Source organism: Clostridium pascui, assembly GCF_016908015.1.
Lineage (GTDB): Bacteria > Bacillota > Clostridia > Clostridiales > Clostridiaceae > Clostridium_AK > Clostridium_AK pascui.
The window spans coordinates 158,116-179,806 of the sequence record NZ_JAFBDB010000003.1; the positions used below are offsets into that span (position 1 = coordinate 158,116).

The 21,691-nt window shown below is 30.0% G+C and carries 21 protein-coding genes; 5 read left to right on the forward strand and 16 right to left on the reverse strand.

Annotated elements, in window-relative coordinates:
* Positions 1–98: 98 nt before the first annotated feature.
* Together JOC70_RS09510 and JOC70_RS09515 are read left to right on the forward strand one after the other, a co-directional pair.
* Positions 99–1,253, forward strand: coding sequence for a DEAD/DEAH box helicase (locus tag JOC70_RS09510; protein WP_204598657.1), 1,155 nt, complete (start codon positions 99–101; stop codon positions 1,251–1,253).
* 102 nt (positions 1,254–1,355) lie between these two features.
* Entirely contained in the window at positions 1,356–2,195 is an 840-nt protein-coding gene (locus JOC70_RS09515; RefSeq protein WP_204598659.1) for a CvfB family protein, read from the forward strand.
* A 59-nt stretch (positions 2,196–2,254) separates the two neighbouring features.
* On the opposite strand, the gene JOC70_RS09520 is transcribed toward JOC70_RS09515, so the two are convergent.
* Entirely contained in the window at positions 2,255–3,058 is an 804-nt protein-coding gene (locus JOC70_RS09520) for a tetratricopeptide repeat protein (protein WP_204598661.1), read from the reverse strand.
* 167 nt (positions 3,059–3,225) lie between these two features.
* Between JOC70_RS09520 and JOC70_RS09525 the strand changes: the two genes are divergently transcribed.
* Positions 3,226–3,819, forward strand: a complete 594-nt coding sequence (locus JOC70_RS09525; protein ID WP_204598663.1) for a protein kinase — start codon at positions 3,226–3,228, stop codon at positions 3,817–3,819.
* A 51-nt stretch (positions 3,820–3,870) separates the two neighbouring features.
* On the opposite strand, the gene JOC70_RS09530 is transcribed toward JOC70_RS09525, so the two are convergent.
* Positions 3,871–4,605, reverse strand: coding sequence for an MBL fold metallo-hydrolase (locus tag JOC70_RS09530; RefSeq protein WP_204598665.1), 735 nt, complete (start codon positions 4,603–4,605; stop codon positions 3,871–3,873).
* Between the two features lie 110 nt (positions 4,606–4,715).
* Here JOC70_RS09530 and JOC70_RS09535 point away from each other — a divergent pair, with 110 nt between their 5' ends.
* Positions 4,716–5,084, forward strand: a complete 369-nt coding sequence (locus JOC70_RS09535) for a VOC family protein (protein ID WP_204598666.1) — start codon at positions 4,716–4,718, stop codon at positions 5,082–5,084.
* 28 nt (positions 5,085–5,112) lie between these two features.
* On the opposite strand, the gene JOC70_RS09540 is transcribed toward JOC70_RS09535, so the two are convergent.
* Both JOC70_RS09540 and JOC70_RS09545 read right to left on the reverse strand, forming a co-directional pair.
* The gene (locus tag JOC70_RS09540) at positions 5,113–6,615 is read right to left on the reverse strand and encodes an MBL fold metallo-hydrolase RNA specificity domain-containing protein (protein ID WP_204598667.1); all 1,503 of its coding nucleotides are present in this window, start codon (positions 6,613–6,615) and stop codon (positions 5,113–5,115) included.
* Between the two features lie 186 nt (positions 6,616–6,801).
* On the reverse strand, positions 6,802–7,176 hold the full coding sequence (locus tag JOC70_RS09545; protein ID WP_204598668.1) for a phage holin family protein: 375 nt from the start codon (positions 7,174–7,176) through the stop codon (positions 6,802–6,804).
* A gap of 291 nt (positions 7,177–7,467) precedes the next feature.
* On the opposite strand from JOC70_RS09545, the gene JOC70_RS09550 reads away from it, so the two are divergent.
* Complete coding sequence (locus tag JOC70_RS09550; RefSeq protein ID WP_204598669.1) at positions 7,468–7,740, forward strand: STAS-like domain-containing protein; 273 nt, start codon at positions 7,468–7,470, stop codon at positions 7,738–7,740.
* Positions 7,741–7,866: 126 nt separating this feature from the next.
* Here JOC70_RS09550 and JOC70_RS09555 read toward each other — a convergent pair whose 3' ends face one another.
* From JOC70_RS09555 to JOC70_RS09610, 12 genes are all read right to left on the reverse strand, one after another.
* Positions 7,867–8,097, reverse strand: coding sequence for a hypothetical protein (locus tag JOC70_RS09555; RefSeq protein WP_204598670.1), 231 nt, complete (start codon positions 8,095–8,097; stop codon positions 7,867–7,869).
* A 359-nt stretch (positions 8,098–8,456) separates the two neighbouring features.
* Complete coding sequence (locus tag JOC70_RS09560) at positions 8,457–9,968, reverse strand: HAMP domain-containing sensor histidine kinase (RefSeq protein ID WP_204598671.1); 1,512 nt, start codon at positions 9,966–9,968, stop codon at positions 8,457–8,459.
* Positions 9,965–10,642 (reverse strand): response regulator transcription factor, encoded by a 678-nt coding sequence (locus JOC70_RS09565; protein ID WP_204598672.1) that lies wholly within the window; start codon positions 10,640–10,642, stop codon positions 9,965–9,967. The genes JOC70_RS09560 and JOC70_RS09565 overlap by 4 nt, the downstream gene beginning before the upstream one ends.
* A 239-nt stretch (positions 10,643–10,881) precedes the next feature.
* The gene (locus JOC70_RS09570; RefSeq protein WP_204598673.1) at positions 10,882–11,706 is read right to left on the reverse strand and encodes a hypothetical protein; all 825 of its coding nucleotides are present in this window, start codon (positions 11,704–11,706) and stop codon (positions 10,882–10,884) included.
* A gap of 114 nt (positions 11,707–11,820) precedes the next feature.
* On the reverse strand, positions 11,821–13,020 hold the full coding sequence (locus JOC70_RS09575; protein WP_204598674.1) for a sensor histidine kinase: 1,200 nt from the start codon (positions 13,018–13,020) through the stop codon (positions 11,821–11,823).
* Positions 13,021–13,022: 2 nt separating this feature from the next.
* Entirely contained in the window at positions 13,023–13,694 is a 672-nt protein-coding gene (locus JOC70_RS09580; RefSeq protein ID WP_204598675.1) for a response regulator transcription factor, read from the reverse strand.
* A 173-nt stretch (positions 13,695–13,867) separates the two neighbouring features.
* Positions 13,868–15,559: a methyl-accepting chemotaxis protein gene (locus tag JOC70_RS09585; RefSeq protein ID WP_204598676.1), complete on the reverse strand. Its 1,692-nt coding sequence runs from the start codon at positions 15,557–15,559 to the stop codon at positions 13,868–13,870.
* A 207-nt stretch (positions 15,560–15,766) separates the two neighbouring features.
* Positions 15,767–16,882 carry a Ger(x)C family spore germination C-terminal domain-containing protein gene (locus JOC70_RS09590; protein WP_204598677.1) on the reverse strand — a complete coding sequence of 372 codons (1,116 nt, stop codon included), beginning with the start codon at positions 16,880–16,882 and terminating at the stop codon, positions 15,767–15,769.
* Entirely contained in the window at positions 16,869–17,963 is a 1,095-nt protein-coding gene (locus JOC70_RS09595) for a GerAB/ArcD/ProY family transporter (RefSeq protein WP_204598678.1), read from the reverse strand. The genes JOC70_RS09590 and JOC70_RS09595 overlap by 14 nt, the downstream gene beginning before the upstream one ends.
* On the reverse strand, positions 17,963–19,069 hold the full coding sequence (locus JOC70_RS09600) for a Ger(x)C family spore germination protein (protein ID WP_204598679.1): 1,107 nt from the start codon (positions 19,067–19,069) through the stop codon (positions 17,963–17,965). Before JOC70_RS09600 ends, JOC70_RS09595 begins: the two co-directional genes overlap by 1 nt.
* Positions 19,062–20,150 (reverse strand): GerAB/ArcD/ProY family transporter, encoded by a 1,089-nt coding sequence (locus JOC70_RS09605; protein ID WP_204598680.1) that lies wholly within the window; start codon positions 20,148–20,150, stop codon positions 19,062–19,064. Before JOC70_RS09605 ends, JOC70_RS09600 begins: the two co-directional genes overlap by 8 nt.
* The gene (locus JOC70_RS09610) at positions 20,131–21,636 is read right to left on the reverse strand and encodes a spore germination protein (protein ID WP_204598681.1); all 1,506 of its coding nucleotides are present in this window, start codon (positions 21,634–21,636) and stop codon (positions 20,131–20,133) included. The genes JOC70_RS09605 and JOC70_RS09610 overlap by 20 nt, the downstream gene beginning before the upstream one ends.
* Positions 21,637–21,691 lie beyond the last annotated feature (55 nt).

A 21,691-nucleotide genomic window follows, 5' to 3' on the forward strand; every position in this document is an offset into this window, starting at 1 on the left:
TCAGATTATTCCTCTATTATCATATTTTAGAGATAATTTATCTTAAAAATGATATACTAAGTATAAGTAAAACTTATCTTATTACACAGGAGGAAATTATGATAGATTCATTTGATAAATTAGGATTAAATAGTAATCTAATAGAGGGATTAAAAAAAGCAGATATAATAAATCCTACCCCAATTCAATCAAAGGTTATACCAATAGCCTTAGAAAAAAAGGATTTAGTAGGCCAGTCTCAAACTGGTAGCGGTAAAACTTTAGCTTACTTATTACCTTTATTTCAAAACATAGATAGTTCTAAAAGAGAAATGCAAGCTCTAATTCTTGCTCCAACTCATGAGCTTGTTATGCAAATAGATAGCGAAATAAAACTTTTATCACAAAACTCAGAAGCAGGCATCACTTCAACCCCAATTATAGGTGAAGTTAATGCAAAAAGACAGATAGAAAAGTTAAAAGAAAAACCTCATATAATTGTAGGTTCTGTAGGAAGAGTACTAGAACTTATATCTCAAAAAAAAATAAAAGCTCATACAATTAAAACAATTGTATTAGACGAGGCAGATAACTTACTTGCTAAGGATAAATTATCTACTGTAAGAAATATAATTAAAACTACTTTAAGAGATAGACAGCTTATGGCATTTTCCGCAACAATTCATGAAGAAACATTCGCGCTAGCAAAAGAACTTATGAAGGAGCCAGAAGTTCTAAGAGTTGAAGATACTGATACAGTTAATGAAAATATTGAACATATATACTTTCTTTCAGATCCAAGAGAAAAAATTGAAACCTTAAGAAAGTTAATAGCTTCAATTAATCCTAAAAGAGCTATCGTGTTTTTAAACAGAAATGAAGAAGTGGATTTAGCCACTATAAAGCTTAAATACCATCACATTAACGCTGAAGGAATTTATAGTAATACCTCAAAAGAAGATAGAAAAAAAGCCTTGGAAGGCTTTAGAAGTGGAAAGGTTCAACTTTTAATATCATCAGATATAGCTGCTAGAGGACTAGATGTAAAAAATGTAACTCATATATTCAACTTAAACTTACCGTCAGATCCAAAGGAATACCTACATAGATCAGGACGAACAGGAAGAGCTGGCGATTTTGGTACATCAATATCTATAATTTCACCTGTGGAATTATCCTTAATTAAAAAATATGAAAAAAATCTTAATATAAAAATCCAACCTAAGAAAATACTTAGAGGAAGGATCTTGGATGTTAACTTACATACTAACTAATAACGAGAAGCATACCTTAATTTAATAAAAAACATGGTAGAATATAATGATATGAATTAAGGAAAAATATTTTTACATATAATATAAAGCGAGGTAATAAACTTGATAAACATAGGAAACTTTAATAAATTAAAAATTGTAAGAAGACCTGATTTTGGCTATTTCTTAGATGCAGGTACAGGAAAAACATCAGATGATATTTTGCTTCCAAATGGCAATGCTCTTAATATGGAACTTAGCATAGGCGATGAGGTCGATGCATTCATCTATACAGACTCAAAAGACAGAGTTATTGCCACATTAAAAAAACCTCTAGCTGAGGTAGGTGAAATTGCTTACTTAAAAGTTGTTGCTAATACTAAAATAGGAAGCTTTATTGATATTGGGTTAGAAAAAGATATCTTGGTTCCACTTAAAGAAAAACTTTATGGACTACAAACCGATAAGAATTATTTATTTTATATATACTTAGATAAGACTAAAAGAATAGCAGCTACTACAGATATAGATAAATACTTACAAACTGAATCCCCATATAAAGTAGGAGATACTGTTAAAGGTACAGTCTATGGCTTTCAAACTAACCAAAGTGTTATGGTAGCAGTAGATAACTTATATCAAGGAGTAATCTTAAGACATGAATATTTTACTGAAATAAATGCTGGTGATATACTAGATTTAAATGTAATAAAAATTTATGAAGATGGCAAACTAGGACTCACTCCAAGAAAACGTGCTAAGGAAGAAAGAACTGAGCTTCAAGACACTATATTAGAATATTTAAAATCCCATGATGGATTTATGACTTTTAATGATAAAACCTCACCTGATGACATATCTAAAACCTTTGGTGTGAGCAAAAATAACTTTAAAAATGCTCTAGGTGGGCTTATGAGAAAAGGATTAATAACTCAAGATGAGAAAGGAACTTCACTTAAGTAAAACAAAAAGGAAATTGCACTGCAATTTCCTTTTTAATCCATAGAACAATTCAATATTATCTAGTTTATATACTCAGAAAATATTTCGTCGTAAATTTTGCCGTTTTCCTTATCTACTCCATACCATCCCATAGTTGCAGTGTGAGTCTGCATATTTTCAAATACATGTATAACATAAAAACTTCTTCCATCATGAGTACTGTCATGATCGTACTGATAAATCATATTTTGAGATGTACTTGGAAATTTACTTTTAACTATTTTAATTGCCCCTTCTACAGTAATTCCTTTTTGTGACTCTTGCTGCTTCTTAATTTCTTCTTGTTTTTTCTTCTCTATTTCAGCTTTTAAAGTTTGTCCCTCTTTACTCTCACTGTCAACTTTAAATACTTCTTGCAGATATTTATTTGCATCATCAAGCTTGTTTTCCTTTAATGCCTTATCTGCGTTTTTAATATTTAATGTAGCATACTCTCTCTTACATTCAAGAATCTTCTCTTGAGCATCATTATACATTTTTTTATCTTCTTTTGTTATCTTACTAAACTTTTCTATTGCCTCTAAATATTTTTTTTCATTTAAAAGTTTTATTCCATCATTATATATAATTTTTTCTTCCTTTAAGGTCTCAGCTGCTTTGATACTTCTTCTTACATTTTCATCATCCTTATAATTTAATGATTGCTGAAAAACCTTTATAGCATCATCATACTTTCCTTCATCCATATATCTATTAGCAGTTTTAATTAAATCACTGTATCCTTGATTCTTATTAAACTTATATATTCCAGTTCCTGCTCCTGCTAAAATCACTAAGACTATAATTCCTAAGATAATTTTAGACTTTAAAGTATTTAATTTCATAAATCGCACCCCCTATATTGACTGTATAATACATATTATAATTCTATCATACAAAAACAAAATTGCGAAGGAATTTCCCTAAATATAGTAACAAATTATCGAGCTTCTTCATATACTATAACAACAACATATTACATAGTTTTGAACATTTTTGTAAAGGAGGTATTATGGATAAATCCCTCTATACTCGTTATATAGAAAATTTTCGCATAAACTTATTAGATTGTAAGTTTCTTGGTAAGGGTCATAATGGCATAATTTATATGCTCCCTGAAGATAAAGTCATTAAAATTTGTTTTAATCCTGAAAGTTGCAAAAAAGAGTACGATATCCTAGAAAAGGTAAATGGAAACAAGTATTTTCCTAGAGTTTACGGCATGTCTGGAAATTATATGATACGAGACTATATCGATGGAATACCCTTAAATAAATATATAAAGCGTTTTGGATTAAGTAAAGAGCTGTCATTAAATCTCATAGATTTATTAGAGGAATTTAAAAAATTAGAATTTTCCAAGCTTGATTTACGTTGTAAAGATATAATAGTAAAGCCTGATGGAGAAGTCATGGTCATAGATCCTAAAAAGTTTTATTCAAAGAATAGAGATTTTCCAAGGCATTTAACAAAAGGACTTTACAAATTGCATGTACTTAAATCCTTTATGAAGAATCTCAAAGAAGTACGACCAGATCTATACAATCAGTGGAATAAAAAAATAAATGATTATATTAAAATAATAAAAAGGAAAGCACATAAATAATGCTTTCCTTTTTATTTATGTGCAATTCTTATATAAGATATTAAATATTCATTAAAGGACCATTTCTTCTCCTCTTTTAGCTATCTCCACAACTTTGGTTTCGTAATTTTTCACTTTAGACTGGAACTTCTTTATAACTTCATAATTTCTGCCAAAGTGCATGGGTATTAATATCTTTGGACTTAGCTCTTTTATAAAGTATTCCCCACCCAAATAATGGCTTTCTATAAGTCTTGGATCTACTGGAAAAAATACTATATCTACTTTGTTATCTTTAATGCTTTCAATTTCTTGCTTAAATATCTTTTCTTGGTTTTGATTAAACTCCTCGGATTCATCGAACCAGTGCCACCAATTTAAATCCCCTGCATGAAAAATATTCACACCATCCACTTTAAGCCAAAATGATACCCCTGCATCTGTAGATCCATAAGTCTTAATTAAAACACCCTCAATATTTAAAGTTTCATAAGGCGCTACTATATTTATACTTTGATCTTTATCTTGTATCTCAATATCACTACTTAATATATACGTTATATCTTTCCTTTTCTTTCTCCACTCTAAAACACAAGGATTAAAATGATCTTCATGTCCATGAGATATGAAAACTAATACTTTTTTATTAGTAAATAACTCTTTTTCTGTAATAACACCATTAGTTATATCATTTTGTCCTCCGTCAACGGAATCTAAATAATAATCAAATATTAATAAATAATTTTCTGTTTCAATTAAAAATCCGCTGTTAAAAAGATAGTTTACTTTTATATTATATTTTTCCACAAAAACTCCACCCTTCCTAATAAAAATTCATATTCATTCAGACATTTTCTTTTTCTTATAACAAGGTTATAATGTTTTATATAAATATCATCCCAAAGGAGTGAATTATAATGAAATTTACATTCGACCACAATAACATCAACGTTTTAGACCTTGAAAAAAGTATTGATTTTTATAAAGAAGCATTAGGTTTTGAAGTAATGCGCACTAAAGAAGCAAGTGATGGAAGCTTTATATTAAAGTTTCTAGGCGACGGAGTTACTTCCCACAGTTTGGAATTAACATGGCTTAAAGATAGAACTGAAGCTTATAATTTAGGAGAAAATGAGTTCCATCTTGCTGTTAGGGTTGATGACTTCGATGCAGCTTACGAACATCATAAAAAAATGGAATGTATTTGCTATGAAAACAAAGCAATGGGCATATATTTTATAATTGATCCAGATGGTTATTGGACAGAAATTCTTCCTAAAAAATAGTGATTATAAAAGGTTGCAGAGCAACCTTTTATATCTCTCTTTCTACAATTTTTATAATTTCATCCTTGCTCATATGATCTACATCCATATTTTTTATAATCTCTAGTAGCTTATCCTTTTTAGATAATTTAATCTCGTCACCTTCTCCTATTTCTATCACTTGATTTGGTGCAATTATTTCTGAATCAATATTTTCATTTTCAATGAGTTCTTTAAAACTAAACATACTTTCTGCATCTCCATGAACTAAAAATACCCTTTTAGGCTTTTTTACAAATCCCGTAATCCATTCATAAAGACCATTTCTATCTGCATGCCCCGATAATCCATGTAAATTATAAATCTTTGCATTTACTGCTATTTCCTCACCAAATACTCTAACCTTTTTAGATCCATCAACAATTGTTCTACCTAAGGTACCTTCTGCTTGGTATCCTACAAATACAATTGAACATTCCTTTCTCCATAGATTATGTTTTAAATGATGTTTTATTCGTCCTGCCTCGCACATACCACTTGCAGATATTATTACAGCTCCATTTTGAATTTTATTTAGCTCAGATGACTCCTGCTGAGATTTTGTAAATACTAACCCTTTAAACTCTAAGGGATTATCTCCTCTTTCCAGGTATTTTTTTGCTTCTTCATCATAATATTTTTCATGCCTTTTAAATATGCTGGTAGCTTCTGTAGCAAGTGGGCTATCTACATAAACCGTACAATTTTTTAATTCATTATTTTCCACATATTTATTTAGCATATATAACACTTCTTGAGTTCTTCCAACTGCAAATGATGGTATGATTACATTTCCTCCTCTTTTTACAGTATCCTTTATAATAGATGCAAGGCTTTTCATATCCTCTTCCATTTTTGTATGAAACCTATCTCCATAGGTTGTTTCCATAATTACATAATCTGCATATTTAATTTTGGAAGGATCTTTTAATATAGGAAGTCCCTTATTTCCTATATCTCCACTATAGACAAGTCGTATTTCTTTATTATCTTCTTTTGCAATTAGTTCCACCATTGCAGAACCTAATAGATGTCCTGCATCCCTAAATATTATTTCAAGTCCATCAAATAACTTTATAATATTATCATAAGGGTATCCCTTAAAAAAAGTTAAAGATTCTACAGCATCATTACTAGTATATAAGGGATCAATACCTTTCAACCCTTGTCTTATTCTTTTTCTGTTTTTCCACTCCGCTTCAGCTTCCTGTATATACCCACTATCTGGGAGCATAACAGAACATAGGTCCTTTGTGGCATCTGTACATATAACCTGTCCCTTAAATCCACGTTTATAAAGTAATGGTATTCTTCCTGAATGATCTATATGTGCATGAGATAATATTACATAATCTACTTCATTTGCATTAAAGGGGAAGTACTCATTTTCTTTTTCAATAGCCCCATTGCCTTGGTATAGACCTAAATCCAAAAGTATTAATTTATCTTTAATCCTTAATATATGACATGAGCCAGTAACCGTTCTGGCTGCTCCATAAAATTGAATTTTCATATCGAGCACCTACTTTCTTAGCAAAATAAAAACATTATATATATAATATTAATTCACTAATAAGTTTGTGTAAATATAAATGTATGACTTATTTAAATTTTCATTTAATTTTCAGATTGTTATATCCTGTTCATTTAATTTCTTAATAATAAAAAGCCTGGTAATTTACCAGGCCTTAATATAAATTTACATTGATCTTCCAGGAATTACTGCATCTAATATTCCAATTGCTAGTGCTGCAAGTAAAGCACCTATCATAGATACACTCATGTTAGGAACTATAAACTGTGTTATATATATTATAACAGCTGCAATTAGAAATCCTTTTATACCTTTTCCAAAAGGTGATGCATCTACTCCCATAGCTCTTTCTACTCCCCAGTCTATTAATGTTATAACAACTGCTGCTATTATATAAGACCATAATCCTATGATACTAAATCCTGGAGTTAAAAATGATGCTATAGCTAATATAATAGCAGTAACTATGAGCCTTACTATTATACTCCCTGCACCTGAACCTGTACGTGTATCTTCTCTTCTTCTTTCTTCATCTGCCATAAATTATTCACTCCCTCTAATTAAATGTTAATTTGATATACTATTAATTTGCCCATAAAGATGTTTTTTTATTATACTTACTTTTCCCTAAAATTTTTATTTTATCCTAAATTTATAAATATCAATAAATTTATTAAGAAGTTTTTATGAAAACTTTGTTAAATAGTTGACAATATATATTTTTTTTGATATTATAATACTAACAAGACAGAATAAACAAACAAAACAGAATAAACAGATAATTTAAGGCAATATATTATATTACACTTTAAAATTTGGGAGGAATTAATTATGAAAGAAGTAAAAGTAAGAGATTTAATAGGATCAGAACTAAAAAATGAAGATGCAATAATACTTAAAGGTTTAATAGCTGAAAACTTACAGAATAAAATAATACTTGATTTTGAGGATACAAAAACTATACCTGGAACATTCTTTGCTAGTCTTTTAACTGATTTAATCAGTACAAAAACTAGAGATTATGTTGCTTCAAACGTAGTCGTTAAAAATTTATCAAATGAAAACGACTTTAAAAAAGTTCTTTTGGGTACATCAGTGTGTTAATAAATAAGATATCTCAAATAATTATAAAAATATGTGCTGAATATAAGAAGTAGATGTGAAATTATATTATAAAATTTCACATCTACTTTTTTAATTAAATTTTTCATAATTTAAGAACATTATTTACTATACTATAAAGCCAGATATAATTTCCTCAAGTTTTCTTGCCATATCTGATAATCCTTCCATAGTCTTTTCTATTTCAGACATGGTGCTTAATTGTTCTTCTATACTTGCACTCATGTTTCCAGTGCCCTTTGCAATTTCATTTGAAGAAATTCCAATGTTTGTTATAGCTCTTTCTATCTCCTTGTTACTTTCCAACTGTTCTTCATTTGCAGTATCAATTTGTTCCATTTCATTTACTATATCCCTCTATATTGTGAATTATATTTTGTATGCTTTCTCCAACTTCTGAGGCCTTTATAACTCCAACAGCTACCTTCTCCTTAACTTGATCAACGGACCCAACTGCAGATTCTGTTTTAACCTGAGTTTCTCTTATAAGTATTGAAATTTCACTAGCTGCTTTATTAATTTCATCTGCTGCTACATTAAAATCCTCTTCCTACTTCACCTGCACGAGCAGCCTCTAGAGCTGCATTTAAATTGAATTAAATCCTATAATCACAAGAAAAGTTAAGAAGCTAACTGAAAGTATACTAATTTTTTGAGCTAATTTAATATTCTGTAAAAATTTCATATTTGTTTCCCCTTTAAATCAATTTATCTTCTTTGGCTTTTTCTACATCAAACCAAAACATAACCCCGCCTTCTTCATTTATTACTCCATAATCGTTTTGATGTAGTTCTTGAATTCCCTTAACAATAGAAAGCCCAAGGCCCGATCCACCATAACTTCTAGTTCTAGCCTTATCTACCTTGTAAAAACTAGTCCAAATTTTATCTAATGACTCTTGCGGAATGTGTTTACCTGAATTATATACAAACACCCTTATCTTATCTTCCATGGATTTTACTTCAACTGAAATAATTTTTTTATCATCTACATGATTTACTGCATTATTAATATAATTTATAATTACCTGTTCTATCCTTACCATATCTGCATAAACCAATATATTTTCTCTCTTTAATACTTGTAAATTGACTTCCTTTTGATCAAAAACAGTTGTAAATTTATTAAGTACTGAAGTAATCATAGATGAAATATCAAATACATTTTTCTCTATTTCATAATATCCTGACTCAATTTGTGATAAATTTAAAAGATCCTTTACTAGTTGATTCATTCTAGCTGATTCATTCATAATTACATCGCAATAAAACTCTTTGCTTTCTTCATCCTCTATTACATTGCTCTTTAACCCTTCTGCATATCCCTGAATTAGCGCAATAGGAGTTTTTAATTCATGTGATACATTAGATACAAATTCTTTTCTCATTTCATCTATTTTTCTTTCCCTTTCTATATCTTCCATCAAATTCTGGTTTTTTTCATTCAACTCTGATATAGTATTATCTAATTTATGAGATAAAAAATTTATATTCTTACTAAGTTCTCCTATTTCATCTTCACTTTTTATATTACTTATTTCAGAAAAATTCAATTTCGCCATGTTTTCAGTAATTTTATTAAGTTCTAAGATTGGACTTGTAAATTTTCTAGCAAATAAATACGACCAAATACTTCCTAAAATAATTACTATAATTCCTGTAAACATCATAAAACGATTAGCAATGGATGCATTTTCAGCAATAGCTGGCATTGAAGTTCTAACAATCAAAAAATCCCCTGTTTTTAATACAGTTATCATAGTCAAAAAATCAATTTTCAGCTCAATATCTTTTTGAATCTGGAAATAAGTTTGCTGCCTTTTAGAAGAGTCTTCTAGACCATTTGGATAAACTTCTTGATTTTTATCTGGTATACCCTTCCCGATTTCCTTACGAAACTCCCCTTGAACAAATCTATTTTCATTTATTATCCTAGCAAAGGTACTATACTTAGGCTTTCCTTTATTATTAACAATTAATATATTAGCCCCTGTAGAATTTTCAAACATCTCTAAATCTAAGGCAATATCTCCTGGATTTCCTGTATATATTTCATTTATTTTATTGCTATTTTTTATAAGTTTATCTTTCTTTTCTGACATATAATATTCTTCAAGAAATTGTGTATTGAGCAACCAAAAAAACAGAACAAAAAATATAACCAATACATTAGTTGCAATAAACAGCTTATATCTTATAGACTTTTTCATTTTTTCACCTCGAACTTATACCCAAATCCTCGTACTGTTTGAACGTAATTCTCCTTTCCCAAAAGCTTAATTCTCAATCGATTAATATGCGTATCTACAGTCCTCAAACCACCAAAATAATCATATCCCCATACTTGATTTAATATTTGCTCCCTACTAAGAGCCTTTCCCATATTTTCAACAAGATATAATAGCATTTCATATTCCTTTGGACTTAAATCTACCTGACTTCCTTCAATAAATACGGTTCTAGCTTCTTCATCAACGATTAGTCCATCAAAAGATTTTACGCTATCTTTATTCCCTTCACTTCTTCTTAAAACCGCATTTACCCTTGCAACTAAAATATTAGGGCTAAATGGCTTAGTAACATATTCATCTACCCCAAGCTCAAACCCATAAAGTTCATCAAATTCTTCGCTTCTTGCTGTAAGCATAATAATGGGCACCTTTGACACCTTTCTAACCTCTCTACATACTGTCCAGCCATCATATCCAGGCATCATTACATCTAAAATCACAAGACTTATATCTTCATTTTCTAAAATCATTTCAAGTGCTCGCTTTCCATCTCCTGCTTCAAGCGTTGCATATCCTTCTTTTTTTAAAAAATCCTTTACTAACTTTCTTATAAGCATTTCATCATCTACAATTAATATTTTCTTTGCTGACAAAATTTATCCCTCCAATAAAAGCATATATATTATCGTCCTTATTTTTTGAATTTCTATATTTTTCTATACTTTATTATACATTAACTTTGTTACAGCATTATAACAATTATCATCACTTGTACTAACTTCGTACTTTTCATAAAAAAGACCCATGAAATAAATTCATGAGTCTTCCACGCTTATCTATATATAATTTGAAGGGGGATTCAAACTATTCATTAAGTACTAGCATTTATATTCTAATTTCCAGACTGATTTCCAGTTGTGTTTGTATCCGTAGCTATTTTTTCTTTTTTATCTTTCACTCTTTCCATCTTAGGCATAGCAGCTTTAATTGCATCTACCTCTGTCTGTGTAAGTGTTCCATTATCCACTAGTTCCTTGAATATATCAATTCTTTCCGTATCCTTTTTACTTTCAAAATATGCCTTTCGCTCATCTTCAGTCATATTTTTAACCTTTTCCATTTCAGCTTTCATTGTTTCGCTTTTTTCATTCATAAAGCTAATTATCTTATCTTCTTTGGCCTGTGTTATTCCACCTGATCCTACTAGGGCATCTAAAGTTGTTTTTAAGCCTTCAGAGTTGACTTTTATTTTATAACCAAATCTTTTTCCCGAATCCTTTTCTTGTGGGAATGAAGCTTTTATCTTATCAGCCTGATCCTGACTAATAACTCCATTATCTACTAATGTTTTGAAGATATCAGTTTTTTTTGTATCCTTTTGACTTTCAAAATATGCCTTACGTTCTTCCACAGTCATATTTTTAACCTTTTCCATCTCAGCTTTTCTTTCTTCTTTCTGTGCATTTATAAATTCAGTAATCTTATCTGATTGTTCTTTAGTAATTGTTCCTGATTCAACAAGACTTTCAAGCTGTGTCTTTATATTTTCGCTAGAAATAGCTCTTTTATTGCCTACTTTACCTTGAGTTATAGTAAGCTTTCCATTACTTGCTGCTGCATCGTCACTTTTAGCTGAAGCGGATATTCCTGCTGATAAAGTTAGCCCTGCTGCAATCAATCCTGTCATTACTTTTACCATTAATTTTTTACTTCTCATCTTTTTATACCCCTTTCGGTTTTTAGTAGTTGTTTTCTTTGATGTATTTATTATATGGAAGCAATGACACATTTTTGTTACATCTATTTATAGATTTGGTTAAAGGTTGAAACTTTAGTTTGGCAATTCAACAATAAAAGATGCATCAACATTAGCATTGCTTCGTGCATATATTTTTCCATGGTATCTTTCTACAATTGATTTAGCAATTGCAAGTCCTAAACCATAACCACCACTTTCTCTAGCACGTGAAGAATCTGCACGATAGAACCTTTCAAATATTTTATCAATACTTTCAGATGGAATACCTGACCCAGTATTTCTTATTGTAAGTTGTATATTATTTTTTTCATAATTTAGATATACAGAAATGATCCCATTTTTAGGGGTATTTTTCACTGCATTATCCATTAAAATAGTTACTAATCGCTGAATATCTTCCTTATTTCCATTTAAGTATATATCTTCTTTTATCTCTGTTTTAAGTTCTATATCGCTTTCAAATATAAATGCTTCAAAGGATAGTAGAACACCATCTAAGACTTTACTGAAATCAAAGTTTGCAATATACAAAGGCTGCTCCAATGAATCTATTTTAGCCAGAGATAGCATATCATTTATCAGATTTGACATCCTCTCTGTTTGGGAGTGTATAAAACCAAGCCACTTTGCTTGAGATTTTACATCCATATCTTCGTTTGCTGAAATTACAGATAAATTAGTTTTTATTATTGTAAGTGGTGTCTTAAGCTCATGTGATGCATCCTCAATAAATTGCTGCTGTTTTTCAAAAGCTTCCTTTATTGGTTTAATAGTGCTATTAGCTAAGTGTAGACTAATTAAATACAATAAAATAAGACTTGCTCCACCTGTAATAATAAATATAATCAGGATACTTTTTAGGTTCTCTTGTTGAGGACTTCTATCAACAAAAACTATCTTTTTACCAAATGGGCCTTCTCCCTTAAGAAAAGAATAATTAAAGTCTCCTACCTTGATTTTTGCAGACATTTTGCTTGATTGCATTGCCTTAGAAACTGCTTCTTTGATACTTTCTTCTTCCATAGTCACAAAAGAAAAGGACTTAACTATATTCCCTCTATCATCCATATCCACAACTAAGCTAGTTGTCATTCTAGGATCCCCTGGAGATCTCTTCGGAGGTTCATTTATGACTTTTCTAAGGGTGAAATTTATTTGACGCTCCCCACTTACTGCTGTTAATACATAAATCACAGTAAAAATAGCCACAAAAACGAAGGAAAGAAGAGACATATTTATAATCACAAACTTGTGTTTTAACTCTTTAAACATATTTATTCCTCCAACTTATATCCTACCCCTCTAATCGTAGAAATTTTAGCCTTTGATCCTACATAGTTTAATTTCTTACGTATAAAAGATATATAAACTTCAATATTATTGTTTTCTACTTCAGATTCAAACCCCCATACTTTAGTTATAAGTTCTTCCTTATTGACAACTCTTTGGGGCCTTAGCAAGAAATATTTAAGTATTTCTATTTCTTTAAGGGCAAGCCTTACATTACCACTTTTACTTTCTAATATATAGGTAGATAAATTAAGAGAGAAATCTAAAAAACTTAACACATCATCATTTATAATTTCTCCCTTTCTTCTACACAATGCTCTAAGCCTTGCTAAAAGTTCCTCTGGTTCAAAAGGCTTTGGAAGATAATCATCTGCGCCAAGATCCAATCCCCTTACCTTATCAGCCACTTGCCCTTTAGCAGTGAGTAAGATCACAGGTGTATATATATTTTCCTCTCTTATTTTTTTTAATACTTCTAATCCATTTAGCTTCGGAATCATTATATCTAAAATTATTACATCATAAATATCTGTCAGAGCATAATCAAGCCCATCTTCTCCATTAAAAACTGCATCAACTAAATATTTATCTTTCTTTAAAATTTGAGTTAAAGCTTCTGATAATTGTTTCTCGTCTTCAACTAAAAGTAATTTCATAAATCCATTACACCTCTTATTTTTGAACTGTAGGCCAATTATAACATACAAACCTTAAAGTAAATTTAAATTTCATTATTGAGTGCGAATTGTAATAATTATAAATAAACCATTAAACATTGAGTGCTTAATGGTTTATTCATTCTTAAATTTAACTTTAAGGCATTTAATACTTAAATCTTAAATTGGTTTATTGAGTTAATCATATCCTGTGCTTTAATATTTAAACTTTCTGATGATAATGCCACCTCTTGTGAAGAAGCACTTGATTCTTCAGCAGATGCTGAAATTTCTTGTGTAGCCGCTGAAATGTCTCCTGACTTTTGAATAGCTCCCTCAATATGGCTTACTATTCTTGCTTTTTCTTCATCTATAGTGCTAATATTACTAGCAATTATTCTGATTTGAGGAAAAACATTTTCTATATTAATCATTATATCTTTAAATGAATCTAGTGATTTAGTAATAATATTCATTTCTTCATTTAATCTATTATTCATGCTCTCAGAAATATCAGTCACTACTTCACTTTCTCTAGATACACTTTTTATTAAACTATTAATATTTGCAGATGATTCTTTAGATTGTTCTGCTAACTTTCTAATTTCCTCTGCCACTACTGTAAACCCTCTCCCAAACTCTCCTGCGCGAGCTGCCTCTATAGAGGCATTTAAAGCAATAAGATTAGTTTGATCTGCAATAATATTTATTAAATTTGTAATTTCGTTTATTTGTAATAATTGCTTACTAAAACCTTTTATTTTTTCGCTTACATTATTAAAGGATAAAACAATTTCCTCTAATGCACCTTGCAAAACTTCAAGCCCCTGATTACTTAGCTTAGCTTTTGAATTAATTAAATCTATTTTATTATTAACTTCATCAACTGCTTCTGTTACCTCATGTATTTTATAACTGAAGCCATTTAATGTGATACTTATACCCTCAAACTCTTCTGCCTGGTGAACTGCATTGTTAGCTACTTCTTGCACAGAGTTAGCAACATCTTCAGATGCTGATGTCATCTCTTCCGCCACAGCAGATAATTTCTCCGAATGTTCTACTACACTGTTTGACGTATCCTTAACAATAATCATAGAGTTTCTAAACTTACATCTTAAGTCATTTATGGACTCAGCAATTCCTTCAAATTCATCCTTGCTTTTTATGCTTAAGCCAATTGTTAAATCACCTTCTGATATCTTATTTAATGCATACCTAATCTTTTCAGTGTTTGAAGTTATTTTTTTAGAAAATAAGATACTAGTTAATATAGATAAAATTATAATAACTATTGATGCTACTATTATGGATATTAAAAGTCTTGTCCTAATATTTATAAATGTAGATACATCTTTATCAGCACCAACAACAGCAATTATTTTACCATCTGAATTTTTTATTGGTGCATAGGCTTGCACAAACACTCCATATGCATCCGCAATGGGCTTTTCAGTATGAACGGTTTGTCCATTAAGGGCACTCTGTATTTCTTCTACTAGATCATATTTCTCTCCAAGTTTACTTGGATTAACTAGAGAGCCATCCACCACAAAATATGCATTATTATCTTCTCCTTTAGCCATAGTATACACATATTTTATATCCTCATCATTCTTAAACCTTATCAATGCGTCCTGAATTTCTTTATATTCAGGAGCGTCCATCGTTTTACCATTGATCACCTTATCAAGTTTATCTCCATTAATAACTTTAGCTGCTTCACTAACAGAGTTTTTAGCATCATCTTGTAACTTAGAAAATTCCATTTTAAAAATAACTGTATTCAAAATTATTAATATAATCATAGAACTAATCGATATTGCCCCTATTACTTTTAGAATCTTCACTCCAAGTTTATTCATTGTCGCTTGCCCCCCAGCATAAAAAACTTATCTTCAAATTTAGTAAGACAAGTCTATCATAAAAATATTATATTAAAATAAATTATTTCTTAAGTAATTCTTAAGTTGCATTTTTTCTACAATTTTCTTCCTTATTCGAGTTATATTTTACATAATCGTCATAAAAAATTAAAACTTTAAACCTTTTTAATTTTCAAATCCGATTTATCAAAAATCTCCTCTCCCGTATTTATCAACTTCTACCATTACATTGACCTGTATATTTGATTCCAAAACTATTTTATTCCAGTCATTCCCCATCCTTCTTCCATATTTAGCTGCTGCTACTCTTCCAAGGTCAAGACAATCTACCTTAAGTTGATTCTTCATTTTATCTATAAATTCATTACACTGTTTTTCTACTTGCTTTTTCATAGCATTCTCAAACTCTTTTCTAGAATTAGAGCCTTCTAGCAGATTAGTATATAATGTATTAGAAACAACTTCCCCTTTTAGATTTAAATCTATAATAAAATTATATTTATCACCTTCCTTAAAGCATCTAACTTTCTTCTTTGTTTTAGCAGAAAGATCTATGTATTCCTTTGAATTTTCTTGGATTGTAATTATTCCTCTGACCTTATTATATTTAAGCATGTTCAATATTCTCGAGTCTTTCATATCCGCTTTTGCTAACATTTTATCTCCACTAAATAAGGCTTCACCAGTAATCACAATTCCTTCCTCTGTGAGCTCAATATAAGGAAGTACAACACTTCTTCCCTCAGAGTCCATCTTAACAAAAGTATTCACTGCATCAAACTCGTCCGGAAAAAAATTTGTCCCTCTCTGATTTATGATCATCCCCTCAATAAAGTCTGCTGAGCTTGCATATCCTGGTATACTGTATTGAAGTATGTCTTTACTACTATTTCTGCAAATTACAAATATACCTGTATTATTAACGTGTGGATTTTTAAAAATTATATCAACACTGGAGGCAATACCGTGCATTGCATAGTTTTCATTCAACATGTAAATTTTTTCTAGACCTGAGATTGCCATCTTATCTGCAAGTTGCTGTCTGCTTTCCCTTGCCGCTGCAATAGTATCTCCCTTTGAAGTTATAGTTTTGCTTGAACGCCCTTTTTCTTCAAACACATATGTGCTTCTTGTAATTATATATGTATAATCATTGTCAACTGTCCTTTCAAGATCAGCACCTAATGCAACCTCAACATCCATCTGTTCAGCTGGCTCAACTTCTGATATTACTATAAATAAGCTCACTAAACTAATAATTAATAAAATATGAGATATTTTTTTAATTCTAGCTAGTTTCATCTTTAACACCCTTCTTTATAAATATAAAAAATGCTACTACTGTTATATAAATTAAGTTAAATATAGTTATTTTACCTATTATCATTCCTATTACTTTATTCCTAACTGTAGATTCTCCAATTACTAAAGTAATTGGTACAATTATTAAATATAAAACACCTATTATATTTTTTCTTTTTACTTTCTTAAATATATTTCCGCATATAAATGCAGAAGCAAAATAATAATTTGTTGAACTTTTCAAAGCTACAAAAATCCAAAAAAACGCAAAGATAATTCTGAAATTATTAATAACAGTTAGCCTTAAACTTTCACTTGCAGTTATCAATGGCCAATATGACTTCTCTACAATATCTGCACTTAAGTAGTATATTGTTACTGCTGTAGTTAAGGTATAGATTAGTACTGCTATACTTGTGGCCTTTGTTATTTCTTTGCTCATCCTTGAGTTATTTTTTACATATGGATATATAATAAATAATATTTCTAATCCCGCGTATGAAAATACCGCATCTTTTGAGCTCTTTACTATATTTATAACACCTGCATCAAATACAGGCATTAAGTTCAAGTAGCTTCCTTTCCTTAATGCTGCAAATGTTTCTAGCAACAAAATCATAGTTACATAAAAAGCTACAGTATTTACCCTGCCTACTACTTTTAATCCCCTATAGGCAGTAACTGCCGACATCAAAGTTGTTATACTTATAATCCTTAAAGGAGTTAAAAATGCTGTAGCATATACTTGATATATAATACTAAACTCTGATATTACAAAACATGTATTCAAGATAAAAAAAACTAGAAAAAGTATATTAAGTAATGTTCCTATTACCTTCCCCATATACCTCTTGCTTAAGTCCAAAATATTCTCCGATGGATGCCTTTTTATCATATATATCCCTATGCTGCCTACATATAGTGGATATATGCCTCCTAAAGCTGCACTTATCCAAGCATCCTCATGGACACTTTTTACCAGGGTGTTAGATAAACTAAAAATTCCAATACCAACCATGGTGCCAACTAAAATATACATTGCTTCTGAAGGTACAAGGAAGTTATTTTGTTCTCTATTCACTAATAATCCCCTCTCCCTTGTCTTTCAATTTTTGCTTTAACCTCTACCTTTATATTTGAATTTGCTACTTCTTCATTCCAATCAGTTCCTGTATCTCTTCCATACTTAGCCGCTGCTATTCTCCCTAATTCTAGAAAATCTACCCTATACTCTTCCTGCATTAATTTTAAGAATTTATTACATCTTTCTTCAATCTGTCTCTCTATTTCTTTTTCAAGTTTGCTTTTCTCCTCTTCATTTTCAAATACCTTTCTATTTAGTTCATTTGCGATAATTTCCCCTTTTAGCTTCAAACTAATATTAAAATTATATTTCCCATTTTCTCTTTCACACTTTACTTTCCTTTTACACTCTGCATAATAATCAACATACTCCTTTGAATTTTTCTTTACCGTTATTACACCTTTTCCACTGCCATCACTTAACATATTTAATACCTTGGCATCATGGATTCCAACTTTCCCTATCATTTTATCGCTCTTAAACAAGGCCAGACCTTCTATTTTAAGTCCCTCGTTTGTCAGAACAAGATATGGAACAGTAAAACTTCGCCCTTCAGAATCAAGGCGTACAAAAATGTCAATTATTTTATAGTTATTAGTAAAAAAATTAAACGCTTTAGAATTTTTAATCATACCTTCTATGTAATCTGCAGAACTAGGATATCCAGCAATGGGATATTCCAGTATAGTTTTTGCATCTCCCCTGCACACGGCAACCAAAGCAGTATCATTAGCATCAGGATTATTGAAAAGTATATCTAATAAGTTTCTTATCCCCTCTGTTGCATATTCCTCACTTATTATATCTGTCTTTTCAAGACCAATAAGAAATCTTTTATCTATTTCCAACTGCCTGTTTTGTCTGCTTTGTCCAATAGATTCTTTGCTGCCAGTAGTTACTCTACTTATTGTTTTTTCTTCTTCAAAGACATACGAACTTATAGAAATTTTATAGGATATATTATCGAATCCCTTTTTTTCTATATCAATCCCAACACCAGCTGGTATACTTAAATCTTCAGCCGCCTCTCTTTGTGGTTCACCTCCAATAGTTGTAAATAAAATAAACATTAGAATTGAACAAAAAATAATTATCTTATTCATAGGCTTTTTCCTTCTTAAAATAAACTATTGAAACCATTAGCAGTACGTATAAAACATTAAATATACATATAATACTAGCTAGTGGGTATATAATCTCCCTTCTTTCTATTTCTTCACTTAATAACATAGAAATATAAAGCATTATTGGCACTGATAAAAAATAAAATACATTTCTCTTGAGTTTTTTTAATAAATCTTTTATGATTAATTCACAAGCATAATAATTTACAGTAACAGCTGTAAGTGATACAAATATCCATAAAAACATCAAAATAAATCTAAAGTTATTTATTATTGGAAGCCTCAAGCTTTCAATAATATATAAAGAAGACCATATAGCTTTAGGTATAAACGTATGACCCAGATAAAATATTGTTGCAAATGTTACCCAAGTATAGCTTAGGCATATTAGCGTAGCCGATCGTATACAAGCAGTTTTAAGTTTATTTTTATCATTAATGTACGGATACAGTAGCAAAACAATTTCAATACCTAGATATGCATAAATTCCACCCTTTACACCTTTTACAATATTTACGAATCCGCTTCCAAATACAGGCATTACATTTAGAATACTACCTTTTACTAATGCAATTATTCCAATGGATATCGATAAGATTATATTATAAAATACAATTTCACTTATTCTTCCAATGGCTTTTAATCCTTTATAAGAACACAAAGCAGCTATAACAATATATAGAAACATAACACGAAAACTTGATAGAAAATCAATAATGTATACTCTCAAGAAGTTGCTTATACCTGATACTTCTGAAACTACATAAACTACATAAATAAATAATTGTACTATATTAAGAATATTTCCAAAGGGCTTTCCAAAAAATTTTTTATTTAAAATTAAAATATTCTCATTAGGATAATTACGCGCTATATACAAAGCTCCAGTAACTATATAAAAAGGATATACTACTCCTAAAAGTACAGATATCCATCCATCCTGTTTTGCCGTGATGACAACATCATTAGGAAGGCTTAATATCGATATAGTTATACAGCTAAAAATCATAATCTTGGAAAATTGGTTGTTGGTTAAAAGATTATTCTCCACTTTGTTCATTTTTGTTTCTCCTTGGGACATCCCATTTCTTTCTAAAATCTGTCTGCCTTATCGAATCCCCATTTGGTACTGATTCTGGTCTTTTATTCATCATCCACAATGGAGCTCTTAATAATGTATCCTTAATATCATTTTTCTTAAAAGATAGGTAAGGCACCCCAAAACTATCAGTCGAACATAAGCTAGTAATAATAAAATACCATCCAATTCCTATACCAAAAATTCCAAGAAAGTTTGCAAGTATAAGCATTGGAAACCTAAGTACTCTAATAGATAGAGACATATCATAATTTGGTATTAAAAAAGCAGCTACTACTGTTATTCCTATGATAAACAATGTAGTTGGACTAACGATCTTAGATTCCACTGCTGTATCACCAATTATAATACCACCTACAACACTTAAGGTCTGACCAATTTTAGAAGGTAGTCTTAGTCCTCCCTCTCTTAAAAACTCTACTATTATCTCCATACACAATATCTCCAAAAAAGGGGTTAATGCGATACCTATTCTAGATTGTATTATTGGTGTGATAAACTTAATTGGAATAAGTTCTGCATTAAATTTTATCAAAGTTAAGTATATGGAAGGTGCTGTTATCACTATGAAAACCGCTAGAAACCTTAATATCCTTGTAAAATTGGCTAAAATTGTTCTCTCATTATAATCTTCTACTGTTTGAAAAAACTCTAGGAAATTACAAGGAACTAATATGACATGTGGAGTTCCTGACACAATTATAGCTATTTTCCCTTCTACCAGATTATCTATCACAATATCAGGCTTTTCTGTTCCCCTAGATTGGGGAAATAAGAAGAAAGTATAATCTTCAATATATTGATTTAATGTGCCTGTTGCCATAATTATGTCAACATCTATGCTATTTATTTTTTTTCTTAAATTGTTTACAATATCCATATCTACAATGTCGCTTATATACAACACAGCAATATCAGTTTGAGATCGTCTCCCAACTATGAAGTTTTCTACAACGAGATTCGTATCCTTCAACAATCTTTTTAGCAATAATATATTGGTTTCTAAATCCTCAATAAATCCTTCCCTATTTCCTCTTATTACAGTTTCATTTTCAGGTTCAGTAATATTACGTGACGTTCCGCCAGAAGTGTCCAGTAAAATACTCTCTGCTATTCCATCTATTATTACAGCGGTTTTACCCCTCTTTATCATATTTATAATATTGCCAAGATTACTTTCAATCCAACTATTGCTTATAAGGATATATCTTTTAATTAAATAATCACAAATATCTGGTCGCTCCAGTCTTTCATTTACATCAATCATTAATGGTCTAAGTATATTATTCTCTATGCTATCTTTCTTAACTAATCCATCTAAATATATTACTGCAGCATTAACAGGTTTACCTCTTCCTAAATAAAAACTTCTTACTATTACTTGACTTTGATTTCCTAGAGCTTTCAATATTTCTTCTATATTTTGATGTAAATTAATACTATTCATATAATCACCACAATTCCTATATAATGACATTGTTTTATTTTTAGTAATTTAAACC

Bases quoted from the DNA above. Each gene is read 5' to 3' on its own strand.
- JOC70_RS09520 (WP_204598661.1), bottom strand. From the start codon at position 3,058: ATGAAATTAAATACTTTAAAGTCTAAAATTATCTTAGGAATTATAGTC.
- JOC70_RS09585 (WP_204598676.1), bottom strand. From the start codon at position 15,559: ATGAATAAACTTGGAGTGAAGATTCTAAAAGTAATAGGGGCAATATCG.
- JOC70_RS09610 (WP_204598681.1), bottom strand. From the start codon at position 21,636: ATGAATAGTATTAATTTACATCAAAATATAGAAGAAATATTGAAAGCT.
- JOC70_RS09550 (WP_204598669.1), top strand. From the start codon at position 7,468: ATGAAAGAAGTAAAAGTAAGAGATTTAATAGGATCAGAACTAAAAAAT.
- JOC70_RS09580 (WP_204598675.1), bottom strand. From the start codon at position 13,694: ATGAAATTACTTTTAGTTGAAGACGAGAAACAATTATCAGAAGCTTTA.
- JOC70_RS09510 (WP_204598657.1), top strand. From the start codon at position 99: ATGATAGATTCATTTGATAAATTAGGATTAAATAGTAATCTAATAGAG.
- JOC70_RS09605 (WP_204598680.1), bottom strand. From the start codon at position 20,150: ATGAACAAAGTGGAGAATAATCTTTTAACCAACAACCAATTTTCCAAG.
- JOC70_RS09560 (WP_204598671.1), bottom strand. From the start codon at position 9,968: ATGAAAAAGTCTATAAGATATAAGCTGTTTATTGCAACTAATGTATTG.
- JOC70_RS09590 (WP_204598677.1), bottom strand. From the start codon at position 16,882: ATGAAACTAGCTAGAATTAAAAAAATATCTCATATTTTATTAATTATT.
- JOC70_RS09545 (WP_204598668.1), bottom strand. From the start codon at position 7,176: ATGGCAGATGAAGAAAGAAGAAGAGAAGATACACGTACAGGTTCAGGT.
- JOC70_RS09535 (WP_204598666.1), top strand. From the start codon at position 4,716: ATGAAATTTACATTCGACCACAATAACATCAACGTTTTAGACCTTGAA.
- JOC70_RS09540 (WP_204598667.1), bottom strand. From the start codon at position 6,615: ATGAAAATTCAATTTTATGGAGCAGCCAGAACGGTTACTGGCTCATGT.
- JOC70_RS09555 (WP_204598670.1), bottom strand. From the start codon at position 8,097: ATGGAACAAATTGATACTGCAAATGAAGAACAGTTGGAAAGTAACAAG.
- JOC70_RS09575 (WP_204598674.1), bottom strand. From the start codon at position 13,020: ATGTTTAAAGAGTTAAAACACAAGTTTGTGATTATAAATATGTCTCTT.
- JOC70_RS09600 (WP_204598679.1), bottom strand. From the start codon at position 19,069: ATGAATAAGATAATTATTTTTTGTTCAATTCTAATGTTTATTTTATTT.
- JOC70_RS09570 (WP_204598673.1), bottom strand. From the start codon at position 11,706: ATGAGAAGTAAAAAATTAATGGTAAAAGTAATGACAGGATTGATTGCA.
- JOC70_RS09525 (WP_204598663.1), top strand. From the start codon at position 3,226: ATGGATAAATCCCTCTATACTCGTTATATAGAAAATTTTCGCATAAAC.